Source organism: Salmonella sp. FC25216 (assembly GCF_057751355.1).
Map to the genome: position 1 here is coordinate 79,611 of NZ_JBDGON010000008.1, position 17,797 is coordinate 97,407.

Annotated in this window: 24 protein-coding genes and 2 tRNA genes; 3 read left to right on the forward strand and 23 right to left on the reverse strand. The window is 44.9% G+C overall.

Features of this window, described 5'->3' with window-relative positions:
* Nucleotides 1-25: 25 nt before the first annotated feature.
* On the reverse strand, nt 26-667 hold the full coding sequence (locus AC3G3F_RS16910; RefSeq protein WP_000493968.1) for a riboflavin synthase: 642 nt from the start codon (nt 665-667) through the stop codon (nt 26-28).
* A gap of 216 nt (nt 668-883) precedes the next feature.
* On the opposite strand from AC3G3F_RS16910, the gene mdtK reads away from it, so the two are divergent.
* The 3 genes from mdtK (at nt 884) to AC3G3F_RS16925 (ending at nt 2,572) form a co-directional block, all read left to right on the forward strand.
* Complete coding sequence (gene mdtK, locus AC3G3F_RS16915) at nt 884-2,257, forward strand: multidrug efflux MATE transporter MdtK (protein WP_023248097.1); 1,374 nt, start codon at nt 884-886, stop codon at nt 2,255-2,257.
* 151 nt (nt 2,258-2,408) lie between these two features.
* A tRNA-Val gene (locus AC3G3F_RS16920) sits at nt 2,409-2,485 on the forward strand.
* 10 nt (nt 2,486-2,495) lie between these two features.
* Nucleotides 2,496-2,572, forward strand: a tRNA-Val gene (locus AC3G3F_RS16925).
* Nucleotides 2,573-2,751: 179 nt separating this feature from the next.
* On the opposite strand, the gene AC3G3F_RS16930 is transcribed toward AC3G3F_RS16925, so the two are convergent.
* The 22 genes from AC3G3F_RS16930 to sseD form a co-directional block, all read right to left on the reverse strand.
* Complete coding sequence (locus AC3G3F_RS16930) at nt 2,752-3,807, reverse strand: EscU/YscU/HrcU family type III secretion system export apparatus switch protein (protein ID WP_023248096.1); 1,056 nt, start codon at nt 3,805-3,807, stop codon at nt 2,752-2,754.
* Nucleotides 3,804-4,583, reverse strand: coding sequence for an EscT/YscT/HrcT family type III secretion system export apparatus protein (locus AC3G3F_RS16935; protein WP_053508075.1), 780 nt, complete (start codon nt 4,581-4,583; stop codon nt 3,804-3,806). Before AC3G3F_RS16935 ends, AC3G3F_RS16930 begins: the two co-directional genes overlap by 4 nt.
* Nucleotides 4,584-4,850, reverse strand: a complete 267-nt coding sequence (gene ssas / locus AC3G3F_RS16940) for an SPI-2 type III secretion system apparatus protein SsaS (protein WP_023248094.1) — start codon at nt 4,848-4,850, stop codon at nt 4,584-4,586.
* Complete coding sequence (ssaR, locus tag AC3G3F_RS16945) at nt 4,847-5,494, reverse strand: SPI-2 type III secretion system export apparatus protein SsaR (RefSeq protein WP_023248093.1); 648 nt, start codon at nt 5,492-5,494, stop codon at nt 4,847-4,849. Before ssaR ends, ssas begins: the two co-directional genes overlap by 4 nt.
* A 64-nt stretch (nt 5,495-5,558) precedes the next feature.
* Nucleotides 5,559-6,527, reverse strand: a complete 969-nt coding sequence (locus tag AC3G3F_RS16950; RefSeq protein WP_053529777.1) for a YscQ/HrcQ family type III secretion apparatus protein — start codon at nt 6,525-6,527, stop codon at nt 5,559-5,561.
* A complete protein-coding gene (gene ssaP, locus AC3G3F_RS16955) occupies nt 6,508-6,879 on the reverse strand; it encodes an SPI-2 type III secretion system apparatus protein SsaP (RefSeq protein ID WP_023248091.1) in 372 nt (123 codons plus the stop codon). Before ssaP ends, AC3G3F_RS16950 begins: the two co-directional genes overlap by 20 nt.
* Nucleotides 6,860-7,237, reverse strand: a complete 378-nt coding sequence (gene ssaO / locus AC3G3F_RS16960; RefSeq protein ID WP_024149674.1) for an SPI-2 type III secretion system apparatus protein SsaO — start codon at nt 7,235-7,237, stop codon at nt 6,860-6,862. Before ssaO ends, ssaP begins: the two co-directional genes overlap by 20 nt.
* 2 nt (nt 7,238-7,239) lie before the next feature.
* On the reverse strand, nt 7,240-8,541 hold the full coding sequence (gene ssaN / locus AC3G3F_RS16965) for a SctN family type III secretion system ATPase SsaN (protein WP_053508079.1): 1,302 nt from the start codon (nt 8,539-8,541) through the stop codon (nt 7,240-7,242).
* Nucleotides 8,531-10,576 (reverse strand): SPI-2 type III secretion system apparatus protein SsaV, encoded by a 2,046-nt coding sequence (gene ssaV / locus AC3G3F_RS16970; RefSeq protein WP_488395384.1) that lies wholly within the window; start codon nt 10,574-10,576, stop codon nt 8,531-8,533. The genes ssaN and ssaV overlap by 11 nt, the downstream gene beginning before the upstream one ends.
* Entirely contained in the window at nt 10,561-10,929 is a 369-nt protein-coding gene (locus AC3G3F_RS16975) for a type III secretion system apparatus protein (protein WP_088733986.1), read from the reverse strand. Before AC3G3F_RS16975 ends, ssaV begins: the two co-directional genes overlap by 16 nt.
* A gap of 58 nt (nt 10,930-10,987) precedes the next feature.
* Nucleotides 10,988-11,980: a SepL/TyeA/HrpJ family type III secretion system protein gene (locus AC3G3F_RS16980; RefSeq protein ID WP_053508083.1), complete on the reverse strand. Its 993-nt coding sequence runs from the start codon at nt 11,978-11,980 to the stop codon at nt 10,988-10,990.
* Complete coding sequence (ssaK, locus tag AC3G3F_RS16985) at nt 11,970-12,644, reverse strand: SPI-2 type III secretion system apparatus protein SsaK (RefSeq protein WP_023248085.1); 675 nt, start codon at nt 12,642-12,644, stop codon at nt 11,970-11,972. The genes AC3G3F_RS16980 and ssaK overlap by 11 nt, the downstream gene beginning before the upstream one ends.
* Nucleotides 12,641-13,210 carry a type III secretion system domain-containing protein gene (locus AC3G3F_RS16990; RefSeq protein WP_072162076.1) on the reverse strand — a complete coding sequence of 190 codons (570 nt, stop codon included), beginning with the start codon at nt 13,208-13,210 and terminating at the stop codon, nt 12,641-12,643. The genes ssaK and AC3G3F_RS16990 overlap by 4 nt, the downstream gene beginning before the upstream one ends.
* On the reverse strand, nt 13,207-13,956 hold the full coding sequence (gene ssaJ / locus AC3G3F_RS16995) for an EscJ/YscJ/HrcJ family type III secretion inner membrane ring protein SsaJ (RefSeq protein WP_023248083.1): 750 nt from the start codon (nt 13,954-13,956) through the stop codon (nt 13,207-13,209). The genes AC3G3F_RS16990 and ssaJ overlap by 4 nt, the downstream gene beginning before the upstream one ends.
* The gene (gene sctI, locus AC3G3F_RS17000; protein WP_023248082.1) at nt 13,953-14,219 is read right to left on the reverse strand and encodes a type III secretion system inner rod subunit SctI; all 267 of its coding nucleotides are present in this window, start codon (nt 14,217-14,219) and stop codon (nt 13,953-13,955) included. Before sctI ends, ssaJ begins: the two co-directional genes overlap by 4 nt.
* Nucleotides 14,216-14,506 (reverse strand): EscG/YscG/SsaH family type III secretion system needle protein co-chaperone, encoded by a 291-nt coding sequence (locus AC3G3F_RS17005; RefSeq protein ID WP_024149673.1) that lies wholly within the window; start codon nt 14,504-14,506, stop codon nt 14,216-14,218. The genes sctI and AC3G3F_RS17005 overlap by 4 nt, the downstream gene beginning before the upstream one ends.
* Entirely contained in the window at nt 14,484-14,699 is a 216-nt protein-coding gene (gene ssaG, locus AC3G3F_RS17010; protein WP_023248080.1) for a type III secretion system needle filament protein SsaG, read from the reverse strand. The genes AC3G3F_RS17005 and ssaG overlap by 23 nt, the downstream gene beginning before the upstream one ends.
* A 93-nt stretch (nt 14,700-14,792) precedes the next feature.
* Nucleotides 14,793-15,488 (reverse strand): pathogenicity island 2 effector protein SseG, encoded by a 696-nt coding sequence (gene sseG / locus AC3G3F_RS17015; RefSeq protein WP_023248079.1) that lies wholly within the window; start codon nt 15,486-15,488, stop codon nt 14,793-14,795.
* Nucleotides 15,485-16,273, reverse strand: a complete 789-nt coding sequence (gene sseF / locus AC3G3F_RS17020; protein WP_063390402.1) for a type III secretion systems effector SseF — start codon at nt 16,271-16,273, stop codon at nt 15,485-15,487. Before sseF ends, sseG begins: the two co-directional genes overlap by 4 nt.
* 15 nt (nt 16,274-16,288) lie before the next feature.
* A complete protein-coding gene (locus AC3G3F_RS17025; RefSeq protein ID WP_023248077.1) occupies nt 16,289-16,723 on the reverse strand; it encodes a SycD/LcrH family type III secretion system chaperone in 435 nt (144 codons plus the stop codon).
* A gap of 52 nt (nt 16,724-16,775) precedes the next feature.
* Nucleotides 16,776-17,192 (reverse strand): type III secretion system effector protein SseE, encoded by a 417-nt coding sequence (sseE, locus tag AC3G3F_RS17030; RefSeq protein WP_024149672.1) that lies wholly within the window; start codon nt 17,190-17,192, stop codon nt 16,776-16,778.
* Between the two features lie 2 nt (nt 17,193-17,194).
* Nucleotides 17,195-17,782, reverse strand: coding sequence for an SPI-2 type III secretion system translocon protein SseD (gene sseD / locus AC3G3F_RS17035; RefSeq protein ID WP_023248075.1), 588 nt, complete (start codon nt 17,780-17,782; stop codon nt 17,195-17,197).
* Between the last annotated feature and the right edge of the window lie 15 nt (nt 17,783-17,797).

Sequence of the window (17,797 nt, forward strand, 5' to 3'; positions counted from 1 at the left end):
TTCATGCGGGGGTTTTTATTTTCCGTTAGCCAATGTCGGCCTGATTTCTGACCGCATTTTCTCGTGCAGCCAGTACGCGTTCTACGGTATCGACAATCGCCTGCGTTTGCGGATCGATCTCGATATTCACACGTTCACCCAGTTTTTTTCTGCCAAGCGTAGTACGCTCCAGCGTCTCCGGAATCAGATGCACGCAGAAGCGCGTTGGCGTTACCTCGCCGACGGTCAAACTAATACCGTCGACGCCGATAAAGCCTTTGTACAGGATATACTTCATCAGTGACGCATCCTGCACCTTAAACCATACCTGATGGTTATTTTCGGATGTCAGGATTTTCGCGATCTCCGCCGTCGTAATAATATGCCCCGACATCAGATGTCCGCCGATTTCGTCGCTGAATTTAGCGGCGCGCTCTACGTTGACCTCGTCACCCACCTTCAACGCGCCCAGATTGGTGATGCGCAGAGTTTCTTTCATCAGATCAAAACTTATCTGATTGCCGTTTATTTCAGTCACGGTCAAACAGCATCCATTATGCGCCACGGATGCCCCCGTCTCCAGCCCCTCCAGCATGTAGTCCGGTAACGTCACCACATGGGTGCGAAAGTTGGGTTTTTCATCAATCGATACCAGTTTCGCGGTACCTTGTACGATCCCCGTAAACATATCTTCAACTCCTGAAATAAATAAAAGCAGAACTGCTCAGCACAATAGCAGGTGGAAAAACAGCTTGCCAGCAATGCCCCGTCAACAACTGTTTTTTCACTGGAGAAATAGTAATACCCCGCTACAATAGACTGAAATTTCCCCTGCTATTTCTTTTGGCTGCCACTACGGCGGCTTTTTAGTCTTTCATATAACAACAAAATAAAAGGTGAATACGTGCAGAAGTATACCAGTGAAGCGCGTCAGTTATTAGCGTTAGCTATACCGGTGATCCTTGCGCAAGTGGCTCAGACCGCAATGGGATTCGTCGATACCGTCATGGCAGGAGGCTATAGCGCTACGGACATGGCGGCCGTCGCTATCGGCACCTCTATCTGGCTTCCCGCCATTCTGTTTGGACACGGCTTACTGCTGGCCTTGACGCCTGTGATTGCACAGCTCAATGGCTCCGGCCGTCGTGAGCGTATCGCGCATCAGGTTCGACAAGGATTCTGGCTGGCGGGCTTTGTCTCTGTGCTGGTGATGATCGTCCTGTGGAACGCCGGATACATTATCCGCTCCATGCATAATATTGATCCGGCGCTGGCCGATAAAGCCGTGGGCTATCTTCGCGCGCTACTGTGGGGCGCGCCGGGATACCTTTTCTTTCAGGTAGCGCGAAACCAATGCGAAGGTCTGGCCAAAACCAAACCGGGTATGGTGATGGGATTTCTGGGCCTGCTGGTCAATATTCCGGTGAACTATATATTCATCTATGGGCATTTTGGTATGCCGGAACTCGGCGGCATCGGCTGCGGCGTTGCCACTGCGGCAGTCTATTGGGTGATGTTTATCGCCATGCTTTCTTACATTAAACACGCGCGTTCAATGCGTGATATTCGTAATGAAAAAGGCTTTGGCAAACCCGATAGCGTCGTCATGAAACGCCTGATTCAACTGGGGCTGCCGATTGCGCTGGCGCTGTTCTTTGAAGTCACGTTGTTTGCGGTTGTCGCGCTGCTGGTTTCGCCGTTAGGTATTGTGGATGTCGCAGGTCATCAGATTGCGCTTAACTTTAGCTCGCTGATGTTCGTACTGCCGATGTCGCTGGCTGCGGCGGTAACGATTCGAGTGGGCTATCGTCTGGGCCAGGGCTCGACGTTGGGTGCGCAAACCGCAGCACGCACCGGTTTAGGCGTCGGCGTTTGTATGGCTGTGGTTACTGCGATCTTTACCGTCACTCTGCGTAAGCATATTGCTTTGCTCTACAATGACAACCCCGAGGTCGTGGCGCTTGCCGCGCAATTAATGCTGCTCGCTGCGGTTTACCAGATTTCCGACTCTATTCAGGTTATCGGCAGCGGTATTCTGCGCGGTTATAAAGATACGCGTTCCATCTTTTTTATCACTTTTACCGCCTACTGGGTGTTAGGCTTACCCAGCGGTTATATCCTTGCGTTAACGGATCTGGTGGTTGATCGCATGGGACCGGCAGGGTTCTGGATGGGGTTCATCATCGGCCTGACCTCGGCGGCGGTGTTAATGATGCTACGGATGCGCTATCTACAACGTCAGCCGTCCTCCATTATTTTGCAGCGCGCTGCGCGATAATACGGCAATAGCCGTCGCATGGCGGCTATTTTCTCGACATGTTGCATATTTCCACCGCAATCAGGTGATTTCAGGAAGAAAATTGCGATTTCCCTCTTGCCTCATTGCGGTTGTGACGCTAATATTCGTCCCCGTTGTCACCTACAACGTTGCGTTCATAGCTCAGTTGGTTAGAGCACCACCTTGACATGGTGGGGGTCGTTGGTTCGAGTCCAATTGAACGCACCATCATTTTAATGCGTCTGTAGCTCAGTTGGTTAGAGCACCACCTTGACATGGTGGGGGTCGATGGTTCGAGTCCATTCAGACGCACCAATCCATTATCTTTCGCGATTGTTTGATTTTATAAGGCGCTATCTGGTGTTTATTCCAGGTTAAAAAATATTATATTCAGTATCTCACCTTTATCGCCAAACAAATCAATTATCTGTTCTACACTCTATTGCCTATCTTAATATTCGCAGTGGTTTGAAGAGGTATACCGAAGGCATTTATTATGTTTCAGTAGAATGCGCATAATCTATCTTCATCACCATACGTAACAAAGCTGCAACGGGTTCAAATAAAGTTTCAGGAATTTTATCTCCACGTTCCACTTCAAAAAATAATGAGCGGGCCAGATCAACATTTTCAACAACAGGAATGCAGTTGCGTTCTGCGATGTTAACAATATAGTTAGCTTGAGTATCACTACCTTTTTCCAGAACGCGTGGTATTGGCATATCGGTGGGATGATAGCCAAGACAAACTGCAATATGCGTTGGATTACGAACTACCGCAACAGATTGTTTAACAGATTGAGCTAAACTACCACTTTGTATTTCACTCTGCATTTCCCGACGCCGTGTTTTCATTTGAGGGTCGCCCTCCAGATCTTTATGCTCCTGTTTTACATCATCTTTACTCATTTTTAGATCTTTTCTAATCTTATAATATTGGAAAGAATAGTCCAGTATGCCAACGACTATATAAAAAGCCATCACCCCTACCCATAACCATTTTATTAAACACGAAACCACAGGCAGGGTACAGGCTAACCCACAGTACGGTAGCGCCCGAAAAGTACTGGCATAATAATAAAAGAAAAAGACAACAATAAGAGATAATATGATAACTTTCAAGCTGGATTTACATAATTCCACTACGCTATGTAAAGAGAATATCTGCTTAAAGTTACTTACAGGATTTATATGATCGCTTTTAAAACCAATGGCTTTACTGGCAATCACCAACCCCACCTGAAGAAACACGCTACCAATAGTGGCAATTATTATCCCTGCTCCCAGAAACAGAATTGCAGAAGTCAATGAATCCACTAAAGAATAACTCAATTGCGTTAATGCATAAGCAAATGGTTTATTTATTAATTGTAATGTAAAAGTCACTGACTCAATAAACCTCAAGATAATATATTCAGTAAAGAAATGAAAATATAAAAAAAGCGCAATAAGCTGGAACAATGACGTTAGCTCAATGCTTTTGACTACCTGCCCTTCCTTACGGCCGTCACGTAATTTCTTTTCTGTGGGTTGCTCTGTTTTTTCGCTCATACTGCTGGAAACCAATTTTTCAGATAAATATAAAATTTATCGCTCTCAATCAAATAGTGATGAAGAGCATAAGGGAATGATATCAAGAGCATTAGTAGAACCAATATACTTTTGAGCGGCATTGAGAAGAAAAACACATTCAATTGTTGCGCTGAGCGGTTTAAAAGACCTAACGCCAGGTCAGCTAATACCATACATATTATGGCAGGAAGAGAGAAGCTGATACATAGTTGATAAAGTGTTCTCCACTCTATCTGTATATATTTAAGGAATTCGCGGCCGAATAATAAATCATGCCCCGGAGGTAAATATTGGTAGGATTCATACAAAATGTTTAATATAAATTCCATACCACCACTTATAAAAAAAATCACACACAGAAACTGACTGAAAAGCAAGCCAAAGAGTGAGGTTTCAGCTTCCATTGTGGAGTTGAATATTGTACCCATTGTCGCCCCCCGTAAAGTATCAAGCAGAAACCCAGCCATATCAACTGCCCAAAAGGGTACCGCTGCACAAAATCCAATCAAAAAGCCAATAATTACCTCTCCTGTAATTAACCCCAACCAACTGTAGTCTTTACCAACATGTATAAAAATATGTTGTTGATAAATAATCGGCAATACGGGAAAGGTAAGAGATATAAGAACGCCATTACGTAAAAGCGCGGTCCCCAAACTACCAGTTTTTAGCAGTGGAAGTAATAAAGAAAGGCCTAATGGTCTAATAAAAGCCACAGCCAATACAATAAGCCATTCATTGAGCTGGTGCGTCATTCAACCATGCTCTCCAATTCGTAGCATTATTTGACGAGTATAATTTAGCAGAATGCCGCTAAGCCATGGATAGCTGACCATTAAGGTTATTGCAATTGCCAATAATTTAATCATGAATTGTAGCGTTTGGTCCTGTATTTGAGTCAGGGCCTGAACAAGGCTTACGATGACACCAACTAGCGATGCCACTAACACCACGGGCATAGAAGTAAAAAGAACGATCCATAAAAGTTGTATTACAAATTGCGTCAGCTCAGAATCGTTCATGAAAAGCTCTGTACTAATTGCGCCAGTGTCAGATCCCAGCCACCAGCCAGTAAAAATATCAGCAGCTTAAACGGTAATGAAATGGTCATAGGCGATACCATCATCATTCCCATAGCCAGCAATATATTTGAAATAAGTAGATCAATAGCCAGAAAAGGAAGATAAATAAGTAATCCAATCCGAAATGCCTGCGTTAATTGACTCACAGTAAATGCCGGAATTAATATCAGCAAAGAATCAGGATTTATTTTTCTTTGTATGTCTTCAGGCCAGGTTCGTTTTATCAAATTCCGAAAATAATTTGCTTCCTTTTCTTCAGAGTTTTTTTGCAAAAATTGTCGATAAGGCGCTAATGCTTTGCTGTCCCATTCAGACATCCAGAATGGAGCGCCAGCGACCTGAACGGGATGCCAGCGCTCTTTTACAGCTAATAGCGTCGGTCCCATAATGAATAAGGAAAGTACAAGCGCAAGGCCATAAAGTGCAATATTGGGGGGGACTTGTTGAATACCCAGAGCATTTCGTAAAATCGAAAATACCACCGCCAGTTTCAGAAAAGAGGTTCCCATTACGATAGCGAGAGGCAGTATTGAAAGCAGAAACAATATACCAATCAGTTGCAAAGGCGAATCGGGTAAGGACATATATTAATCTCATGACACGACCGGAAATTAATTATACCGTTTGCATATTGTTTTTTTATCAGGTTTATACTGTATTTTGGGATAGATACCAACGTGTAATACGCACCATGAATTCATTCCCACAGGCAATCAACTCACCTTGTCCAATAACACGACCATTTACCCTTATCGTCACTTCTGGTGCAAAGCATCCCCCTACAGGCAAAACGTCCCCCGTTTTAAGTTTTCGTAATTGTCCGATTTCTACACTCGCACGACCGATCTCAAAGAGCACACTTTGCGGTATCTGCTCGAGTTCGATAGAAGACTCTCCATCACTCTTTAACAATGGACTCCCTTGCGCAAGCAGCGTTTCGATATCTTGTACTAATTCATCAAATTTCATCATATTATCCGCTGTCAGCAAAACCCTGGCATATATACCCCCAGGTAATTGAATAACAAAAAAACCGAGCCTGATATCACCAAAGCAATGAATCCGAATGCCCATTCCGATTTCGATAGACTCAAGTTCAGTTAACGTAAGCTGGCACCAACCCAAATATACGGCAACCACTATGGGAGGAGCTGGATAAATCTGTTGACGGTCAGCAGAAAACTCTCCGACTATATTTCGCAAAAACGCAGTTGGCCACTTAAAAATAATGCCATGAAACTCATGTTCCTCAACTATCCATTTGATATGCAACGTTAGCTGATGTGGTACATTACTGCAAGATGTCGGAGGCTCGTTCTGGCAGAGGGTCGCATCACTGGCTTGTAATAATGGCGCCAGCCCCCATTCAGCTATTCCATATAGCAATTCAGGATCGATAGCTGATCGATTAGCTGTGCCAATTAACTCTTCACACCAGCGCTGCCAGCATTGTTCTGCAATCCATACCCTACCCAGCTCATTATTATAATTTATGGTAAATAACGTCCCTTCCTGTACCGGATATTGTTGCATACTCAATGTCAGCGCACCAATGGTAGCACCTTCCGTTGGGAGTATATCCATCCACGGACGCTCTTCATTCGCTATTCTTAACATAGAATATCTCCAGGCAGATTACATACCCCATATTCAGCAACTGAGATTCCAGCCACTGCTTTAGCATTTTCATCGAACGATAAATCTCATGATGAGGAACATTAATTTTAAGTTGAATTTGCTCTCCTGATTCACATACTTCACATTCTACACCGTCAAGATAACCGCCAATAACGCGAAAGCGTTGCGTGAAAACTACATTCTTATTCAACAAGGTAAGGTTATTCTCACTAACGGGTAACGCCTGGTAAATGAGTTGCTCAAAGTCCGTACGTCCCGCTTCCGCCTCGTTATCATCCTGATAAGATTTACGTGGCACCCCAAGACTTCCTTCAACTTTGGTAATACGCATCGTTTAATACCATAGTGATTTTTTCTTTTTTTTTCATAAGCGCATTGAAATTCTCCTGTAATTTGCTTCTCTGGGAGACAAGCAGTTGATATTGATTCTCTAACTGCTGCCGCTGGGTCAAAAAGCTCTGTGCCTGAGTGAATAGCCCGGCCATTTGTTGTTTCTTATCCAACAGTAAATGACAAGATAACGTTCCTTGCCAATCCATTAACTCTTTCAATCTGGCATTCACGGCTAAAGTACGCGTCTGGCAAATCTGTTGTTCAGAAATAAGCGCCTGTTGTTGCAGATCAAGTACGGCAAGTTTGCCGCGTAATTGCTTTTCACGTCGCGCTATTATTCCCAGCAAGGTTTCCAGGATCACTCGGTGAGTATTTGTTGTAATTTTTCTATTAGTAACTCGGGTCCGCATACTTCATCCTTATTTTGTCGCAAAAATGTGCAAATATTCGGATACGTATCAATGGCTTTATCAGCCGCAATATCAACCCCTCGCTGGTATTCCCCAATGCGTATTAACAGCTCAACTTCCTGGTAGAGCGCCAGGTGTCGCCGCAGCGTTATCGCCAATTGACGATGCCCATGACTGGTAACGACTGGAAAAACGCGACTTAACGTTGCCAACACGTCAATTGCAGGATAATGCCCCATTTCTGCAAGCCGCCGGGATAGCACAATATGTCCATCAAGCAGTGAACGGACTTCATCCGCCAGCGGCTCATTCATATCATCGCCTTCAACCAGTACCGTATAAAACGCGGTAATACTACCTTTTTCTCCCATTCCTGTACGTTCTAAAAGTCGTGGCAATGTACTAAAGACGCCAGGTGGATATGCTCCAGAAACAGCGGTCTCCCCGGCGGCCAGAGCAATTTCCCTTGCGGCCCTGGCATAACGCGTCAGTGAGTCGGCAAGCAAGACGACTCGCTTTCCATCATCGCGAAAAAACTCCGCTATCGTGGTAGCCACAAACAGCGCTCTCACCCGCTCTAAGGCTGGTCTGTCAGAGGTTGCGACAACAATAACACAACGTTTTCGCGTCTCTTCATCCAGTGTAAAATCAATGAATTCGCGGACTTCTCGTCCACGTTCACCAATTAAAACCAGAACATTAATATCTGCACCAGGGGCATTACACAACATCGCCAGAAGCGTACTTTTACCCACGCCTGGAGCAGAAAAAATTCCCACTCGTTGCCCTTCGCCACAGGTCGCAACGCTATCTATAGCGCGAATCCCCGTCATTAATGGTTGAGTGATAGGCCGTCGAACCATCGCGGGAGGAGGCATTGCATCATAGTCTTTCCAACAAACTTCTGGCAGTTCGCGGCCATCAAGGGGACGACCAAGACCATCAATGACTCGCCCTAATAACGCTTCTCCCACAGGAACCTGATGACGTCGCCTTAAGGCCATCACTTGCTGCCCACAGTGCAGTCCGGTAGTACTCGTAAAAGGAGATAGCAATGCTTTGCTGCCGTTAATCCCCACGACTTCAGCAAGTTCTCCGCCTGGCTTTATACAGCACAGTTCTCCCATAAATACCCCAGGCAACCACGCATTTAACAACGTTGCGCTAATATCCTGAATTCGGCCCCATCGCCGATAACCATCGGGGGGAGGATATTTCAGCCTCAGTCGTTGCATCAATTCATTCTTCATTGTCCGCCAACTCCTCTTCGCTAAGGTCAATACTTTCCACCACTTGTACAAAGCTCTCCTCTCCTAATTCCTGCCAAGACAAAATCGGTACGTCGAACAAGGTGGCTTCTGTAATTTTTCGCAAGAAACGTCGGGTGTCGACAGAGGTGACAATGAGCAATTGGGCTGAATGCTTGAGCGCTTGCTCGATCAGTTGCAGAATCTGCGACTTATGACGAGACGACAGCGCAGTATAGGTCCCCATTGCCGTCTGGCGAATGGATTCACGCACGAGATTCTCAATACCCTCGCCGATCCGCAAAATCGGCAACGGTTTTCCTTCCGGATTAAGACGACGTAGAATATGACGACGAAGCGCGATACGGACATATTCTGTCAACATCAGGACATCTTTTTCACGTGGCGCCCAGTCAATTAACGTGCCGAAAATAAGGCGTAAATCTCTAATAGAAACCCGTTCTGATACAAGCCGCTGCAAAGTTTCAGCGATTTTGTTGATGGGTAACTGACGCTGAAGCTCTTTTACCAGTTCAGAGTAGTTTTTTTCCATTGCATTCATCAGATAACGCGTTTCCTGAACACCAATAAACTCTCCCATATAACGAAGTAATGCACATTTTAGTAGGGCAGTGATACGTTGGCTGCCCGCGAAAACGTCCAGCCCAAAACCTTGCGCCTTATGGCCCATGTCTTTTGAAAGCCAACAGATCTGCCCCATTCCGTTCGGTAACGTCTGGCTGTTACCCACCACGCTAGCGTCCGCGCCCATCAATAAATAATCCGCCTGGGCGGGAATAGATAAACTAAATACGGGTTCCTGATATAGCAGTACCGTCAATTTTTCGGTGGGCTCAGGCAAAACCTCAATATTAACTTCAGGAAGAGGGACCCCGGTGTCCTCAAATAATAACCATCTCATGGCATCAATATCACGTATCAGGTCAGCAGAATGTAACATCGGTGTAAGACGTAAGATTAGGGGACATGCACCGGGAGCCATACTATCTTTTTCCGGCGGCTCTACTCCACTTACGGAGACCACCGTTTTTTTGCGGCGAATGAGGATAATTGGCAACGTCAACAAAGCTGAAAAAAAAGCGAGAATGATAAAAGGGAAGCCTGGAATAAAAGCGAGGAGCATCAAAACAACAGCGGTTAATATGAGTGACTGAGGTTGTCTGGCAATCTGAGAACTCAACTCTGTCGCCAAATTTTGGCGTTTCTCGCCAGGAACACGGGTAACAATAATCCCCGCGCTAAGTGAAATAAGCAGGGATGGAATTTGCCCACATAAACCGTCCCCGATTGAAAGTACGCTATAAGTGTGAACAGCATCACTCATCGACATATCATATTGTACGATAGCGATTATGATACCACCGATAATATTCACCAGTACGACAATAATACCGGCAATCGTATCACCTTTAACAAATTTCATCGCACCATCCATCGCGCCGAGAAAGCGGCTTTCCTGCTGGACGTGCTGTCTTAATTTACGGGCGTGGTCTGCATCAATGACTCCGGCACGCAGATCGCCATCAATACTCATTTGTTTGCCTGGCATACCATCAAGTGAGAAACGTGCGCTGACCTCCGCTACCCTCTCGATACCTTTTGTAATGACAATAAACTGTACGATAGTAATGATAGTAAATACGACCAACCCAACGGTGAGATTTCCCCCTACGACAAACCTACCGAAAGCGTCTACGATATTACCGGCGTTGTGTTGCAACAATACCAACCGTGACGTGCTAATTGTGAGTGACAAACGATATAACGTGGTAATAAGTAATAAAGACGGAAATACAGATAAATCGAGTGGGTCGCTAATATAAATGGCGATTAATAGCAGGATCACTGAAAACATAAGGTTGATAGTAATCAGGATATCGACCATCCAGGTCGGTAAAGGTAACAACATCATCACAATAGCGATTAATAACACCGTCGCCAGAACCATATCCTGCCGACCCGCACATACTTTGAGCCACTGTTGCGCCCTGATTCCCTCACCTAAACGTGAACGCATTGCGACTCCAGGAATTTTATTTGTCGATGATGTAATCGTAACCAGAGCTCGGCAGAGCTAGAGAGAGGAGGAGAACAACTAATCGCAAGCCCATCGCGCAACAAAAATAATCGTTGAGGAATGCCCATAAACCCCGCAGGTTTCCAGTTAGTCAACGCTTTAAACAGCAGGTCTTCGTCTAAGAAGGTCTGCTGGAGTATCTGACATAAGTGAACACGACCATTCTGATAGTTTAGATAGGTTTCATATTGTCCTTGCCGCCAGAACATATTTGGTGATAAAGGCCGTTCAGTTAACCCTGATAATCGAATAAAAAGCTGAATATTACGTTCAGTAATGAGATCCCAATCCATTCTGTCGCCTCAATGATGAGCCACAAAACAAATTTACCGAAATGTTGAAAACCTGGTATCAGAATAAAACCTGATTTACCTTTAATTCACGAAGAGTTTCGAGGATTTGTTCACGTTGATCTTCATCGTTAAAACAATTATCTGGTATCAGCATAAACTGCGCATCAAGTTGTTGGAGTAACCGATTAAACATCCGCGATGAAGGAACTACAGCGGTAAGTCTGTCAAGCAACCAATCACTGAAAAGCCAACGCTCACAAATGATATCAAGTAGCAACGGCAGTAATGTATTAGGCGGCAACTGGCAAATCCATTCCTCACGTTGGCACTCTTTTTCAAGGCCAAGGAATAACAGCAAACGACGCAAACGTACTAATGCTGCAGCCAAACGACTTTGCTGCGAGGATTCGATACATATGCTAAGTTCAAATGCTATTGCTCTTAGCAAAATACGGACCCGCTCACAACGATCCGGCCAGTCAGCCACGCGTCTAAACCACTGCGATAAGGGCATTTCATCGTTGTCTATCGACTGTTGCATAAAACGTTTCAGAGAGGCCAGCGTAGCAGTATCCACTTCGCCAAGTTCCATTAAACTAAAAACGGCAAGTTCCCATCCCTCCTCCGCTGTGAGCGTATCCAGTTGCGATTGCAAATCTCGTTTTTTCTTTTTTGACAACCCGCCAGCAGTAAGCGCCATTGCAAGAGAGATAATTTGATGCGCATTCTGCAAATTAGGATCGCCATTTTCTTCGGTAAGCGGACGCAATGTTACGCCATTATCCTCCTGTATTTGTTTTATTAAACGCAGCAACGCCTGCTGTCTGCGCTCCAGTTTCTCAGCATCAATAAATTTATATTTTTCCCGGAGTTTACCACTCAGCGCCATCCCTATTTCTTCCATCGTCTCATAGAGCGCAGTCCCCGTCGTTTCCTGTAATTCCTGAAGAGCCAACATTGAAGGCGAGGTAACCTCTTGTTCCTCTATAAGCTGACCAGGGGTAAACTCTGTAGGAGGCGTTATTTTTATTTCATTAACTTTAATATTCATCACTACCTCTATTATCTTCACCGTTACGTAGCCATTTCAGTAACGCATTGAAATGGCGAGAGAGTGAAAATTCAACTGAATATCGAGTTGAGGAAAGCTCAGCCTGATCGGTAGAGAAACCAGGCTCGATAATCAGCGTAAACCGTTTTCCAAAAGTTTCACGCATCAATGCCTCTTTTTCAGGGTGAATACGCAAATAAAGCCCCCCCTCTTCCGCCATAGCCGTGGCCTGGCGTGCCAGACGATGACACATAACACTGTCTACCGACTGTTGGTCGAACCAGGCCATCAGAATCTGTTCTATACTATTTTTAATATGATGCTCAGCTTGATCGACCAATAAAAGAAATTGACTTTCATCTTCTTGTAGATGTTTTACATATTGTTCTAACCACTCCACCTCCATTTTTTCCAGCGTATCTTTACGCAACCGCGATATTTCCTGCTGTAGCTCCATTTTTTGTTCACGCTGGTAACGATAGGCGTCCCGGATGATTTTTTCAGCCTTCCGGTAAGCAGCATTCACTACAGCTTGTGAAACTTTATTGGCCTGTTGCTCTTGCGCGAATAAAGTTAATTGTAAAGTTACCCAGTGTGATTCAATAATATTTTGAGCCGGCAGTTTATGGTTAATTTCCATTAACGGGAGTGAAGTGAAACTCATAGTAAATGCTCCATAAAGATAATCTCGGTAAGAGAAGTCTTCGGCCAAAGTACACGCAGTGGGGGGGGTAATAACACTAATAACGCATGTAAAACCACATCGTCATACGCTTCCCGATTAAGAATGGCGGTACCGATTTGCAACGCTGTTTGTTGCATCGCTTGCGGAGAAAGTAATTTGCCATCTCTTTGCCCCAACCAACCATATAGTTGCCAGATCTCATCCTCGCTAAACCACTGTAGAAGCAATTGCCGATACTCTGGCAGCATAAAATAGTCACTGCACCTGAGTTTGAATAACCCCAGTCCAAATGCAAATGCAGATATACGCGGCGCAAGACGAACCTGACGTTTTTGCCTGTCATTCAACCGGGCTGGGATAACAGAACTTCTCCTTAGTCTATACAATGATCTATTAAGCAGGCGATCCAACTCTGGTCGATCGCCATAACGCCAGCAACTGGAAGGATGAAAGCCCAGTTTACACAGCCATTCCGGTACAGCATAGCGAGCAGGCTGCCAGAAATAACGATAAAGTTGCAAAACCTCCGGGTCAGGTCGGCTCAGAAACGGCGTCTCAGGAAAAAATAGCCGATCAGGATGCCGCCCCCCAATAGCAGTCCTGTCATCGATAACATCAACTGATAAGGGTATTGGATCAACCACTTCACCACCTTTCCTTTATTGGCATTGATAACGTCCATAATCCAGAACGCTTGTCTCGCTGGTACGTCAGGTACCATCCTGAATTCAGCAGGTTGCATCAAGATACTGATCTTACTGTATTGCAACCCAGGGATTGACATCTCGATTAAATCTTTGATTTTTACCCGGAAGGCCTCCATATTGACCTGAGGTGAATATTTTATAAATACGGCGACAGAGCTCGGAGAAGAATGACTTCCCTCATCATAATCCGGTAGTGCAATGGTAACTTCTGCATTAATCACTCCCTCCATCTGACTCAGCATTCCTTCAATTCTTTGCTCTTTTAAAAAATTAATCTTCTGCTGTTCTTCCTGGGGTGATACCACTAACTGATTAGCTGGAAACATCTTATCTGCCGTCGTAAACTGGTGATGCGGGTAGCCATGAAGTCTAAGTAGCTCAACCGCATTAATAAATTGCGACTGCTCGACATGTAAGGTAATGCCATCCTCCTCCTGCTTTTTTTCCGCATTGATGCGATGCTGCATTAGTAATGCCAGCATCTGATTCGCCTCATCTTCCGGTAATGAACGATAAAGATCCACATCACATGCCGTAAGAAGGAACGCCAAAGCAATAAGAAATACTATACGATGAACCTTCATGTCATACTTACCAGCTTATTAAGCGCTTGTGATGCTGAGCCTGATATCCTGGCAAGAAAATCTACACCCACGGTCAATTCCATATAATCCATTTGCCTGGTCAGCATAACAGGAGGTAGTAAGACATTGGCGTTATTGACTGACACATCATCTGTCATTAATTGTTTAAAAAGATTAATTTGCTCCTGACCTGCCTCCGTAGAGGACATTACAGAAGATTGAGTGTTTACAGGCATTCCTCTGCTGATATCAGAAATATTCAATTTTTAAACTCCTCATTTGGCGCAGGAAATAACAAACGTAACGCCATAGCCTCTGGTAAATCAATACCCGCTAAAATTTCCCCGGCTTTTAGCGGTTCATTTAATCCCGCCAGCAATAATGCCAGGCATACCAACTGTAATTTTTTATCCGGAACAATAACAGATAGCGCTGGCAACATCGCATGTACCTGGGAAACAAGACTATGGTTAACGCCAGCAAACATAATTTCCAGTAGCAACCGTCGAACATCGTCGCTAATAATTTCAGATTTTAGCAATAATTCCACTAAGCATGTCCTTGATCATTTTGATCATTGAACTTTCGTAATTAATAAATGTAGAGTACTGCTGCAAGGCAAATTGCACTTTAATCATTGATTCTGGGTTGAGCAAATCATTGCCATTCATTTTGTCATTAATGGCCTGTCCCGCCTGGCGCGCCATGTGGGAGAGCATATCCACTAATTGTGCAATATCCATAATACTTTTCCTTAAAATAAATACATCGTAAGGATACTGGCAACATATCAAAATTTAGAAATAGATGAGCATCAGGTATATACCTGAAAATGGTCACTCCGGCGCACTTTGTTCTGGCATCACCTGAGCCAGCAAACGATATAATGGGCTACTGACCTGCATACCGGTCATTGCCATCCCATCCATACCAAAGCGAGTAAAACTCATTAGTCCGTAGGTAATATCATTAATACGCTCTAATAAATGAGACTGTAGTCCCAAAGTGCTACTCCAGTATGAATGCGTCATCACCGTCGCGGTTAAGGCTAATCTACCTCCCAGAGAGACAGCTTTAGCAATGGCCATACTTTTTCGTTGATTGACAAAGCAATTAGCAATATAAAAAACGGCGTTTCCTATACTATCGTGAGCCACAGGCAAGTGATGTTTATGGTGATAGATAAGACAGGCGACATCCGCAATGGCAATAGCAAGGCCAACTCCCGCCAGGGCCAGGAGTGGTGCGCCTCCACCGCTTAGCACTGTTAACGCTATTCCGGCGGAACAACATAAAACCTGTCCGCCCAAAATGACCATTTGCCAACTAAAAATTTCTTTTGGAAAAACCGCTATCATTCGTTTAGCAAGCCCGGTCAATAATCGTTCTTTTCCTTGTTGAGGATCTATTCTACCGATTTCTACATCCCTGGTGGTTTCCGGATGCGGCAATGAGGGACATGGAGATGAATCCGTAGGCGCATAAACAGGAAGTTGCCCTCCCACCTGAGCATTTGGGCTAACAGGTTTCATGGTTCTCCGACTCCACAATATTGATTACCCATACTTTCCATTGATGCAGGTAGAGTAACTGATTGACAGGACTCTATAATTTTTTCCGCCAATAACACACTGGGATCGGCAGGAAACTCATCAAAAGTATTTTCCTGATCGGCACTTGGGGTTCGGGCAAGGTAATAATCCAGTACCGCACCTATCGCTGTCAGACTAGCGGAGGTAATGACAGTCCCCATCTCCAAAGAGGCCGCGATATTTTCAGCGGCAGGCAGTGGAAATAGTAAGGGTATAACCAAGGAAGAAATAGCGATTCCTGAACGTATTAATAAAGAAAGACAGTTGGCAAGGGTGTTAGCGCAGGTAAGGTTTGCTCCACATTTTAACGCCAGCTTACTGACCACAAGAGCAACGCTATCACTGGAAGTTTGTAACGGCTCCTTTTGCTGACATATCAATTGATAATTATGATACGCACAGCAAGCATCCCCGGTGGCAATCACTAGCGCAGCACCCGCAAGAATAACAATGGGTAACCCTGCCCCGCCAGAAATTACCGCTGCAGCGACCGATAATCCGAACACGACTGTCGCACCCAGCGCACGAATAGTGTATTGAATAAAATGCATAGCATAATCCCTCTGTTGCTTTACCTGTTCAGGCGTAAGCAACACAGATGTTATGGGGGCATCAGGGACTGGAATTTCAGGGGGAGGAAACGATGTCCCCTCCGCTTGCATATCGGAAGGAATACTATTATTCCCGGCTATATTGCTTGCCGCTGGTGGAATATGAACCTCCATATTTCGCCCTGTTATTTAAGCAATAAGAGTGTCAAACATTGTTTGAGCATTCTGGCGAATCTCACTCCATGAGGCATCCGCATAACTCATCTTGATTGCAGTTTGGAAAGCCTCCCTCGCCAGCCCTGATTCCCCCATCATTTTGAGACAGACGCCTGTTTGGTAAACCGGTTCTGGATGACTGACATCCAGCATCAATGCATGGCCATAGAAATTGATGGCCGTTGAGTATTCTTTAAGCATCATCCAGGCGCCAGCTAATGCAATATGGGCACGCCAACTCCATGGCTGGGCCATCACCAGCCAGCTAAAATCGATTACGGCGCGCGAATAATCCCCCTCCTGCCATGAGGCATAACCTCTGGCATAGACGGTTTCTGGATCAACAGATAAGAGCTGTTCCAGAATTTCTTCCGGTACTTTGTTTTTCTGATTTTCACTCATCATCATACCTATTGATTGCTATTTTTCCCTTAATAGAGGTTTACGCCAGGGATGTCATTTAAAAACGCCGCTGGGTAAGATGCTCGGCGGATAAAATTGTCCAGCTATCGCCATCCAGCAGGCTAAAGGTCGCTCCCATTACTGTCAGGATGCGCAATAATTTCCTGCGTAACAATGATTGTTTTTCATCCAGAACATCGGTGATTATTAACATCTTTAAACATGTTAACTGCGGGTGATGAACAAATATCCCGCGTAAAAGCCCCAGTAAGTGAAACAATTGCTGTGGTCGGGGCTGCCCGGACGTCAGGCGCCTTAACTCACAAATAATCATTTCCTCTGCCTCAATACGATATACCACCAGGTAAGGCGATAATATAAACTGCTGCCCAAGCAATATAGAGGTTTCCCCTAAATATGCAGGCTCAGTTAACACCTGATGCCGGCGCAACCATTGCTCTATTTCTTGCACTATTTTTACCTCGTTAATGCCCGGAGCATTTGAGCAAGAATATCGACCATTGACGTCCCCATACCCATGATTTGCTGCATGATTTCAACCGCTTTATCCATAATATCCATCAAGCTTTTGTTATAAGAGTTGGCCCCATTTTGTTGCAGGTCGGCAATCGCTTTATCTTGATCGCTTTGACGTTGCGCTACACCAGCCCCCAGGCCCATGACGCCCCCAGCAGTGTGTCCCATGGCTTGACCTAATATAAGGCCGGTTTCCCCGCCTGCAGCCCCGAGTCCTATCGTCAGCACTCCTGAGAACATTGCGCCACCCGCAGTAATCATTGATGCTGTAAACGCTTGATCAATCGTTTTCATTTGCGTCTGTAAGACATTGACCTGCAGTTCCCAAGTCAACCTCTGCCTTGTTTCATTATAGGTACGCATAATATCGCGCAGCTTTTTGGCAAGCTCTATTAGCTTCGTCCAAATTACATCAAATAACAGAAGCAATGATTCCGTATCCACTCTCTCCCCGGATTGAGATTGAGCCGAAGAAGGCGCTAACAAGGAAGTCATTGGTGATGCTGGTGCTATGTTACTCGCTTCCATATTTTTATCCTCGGA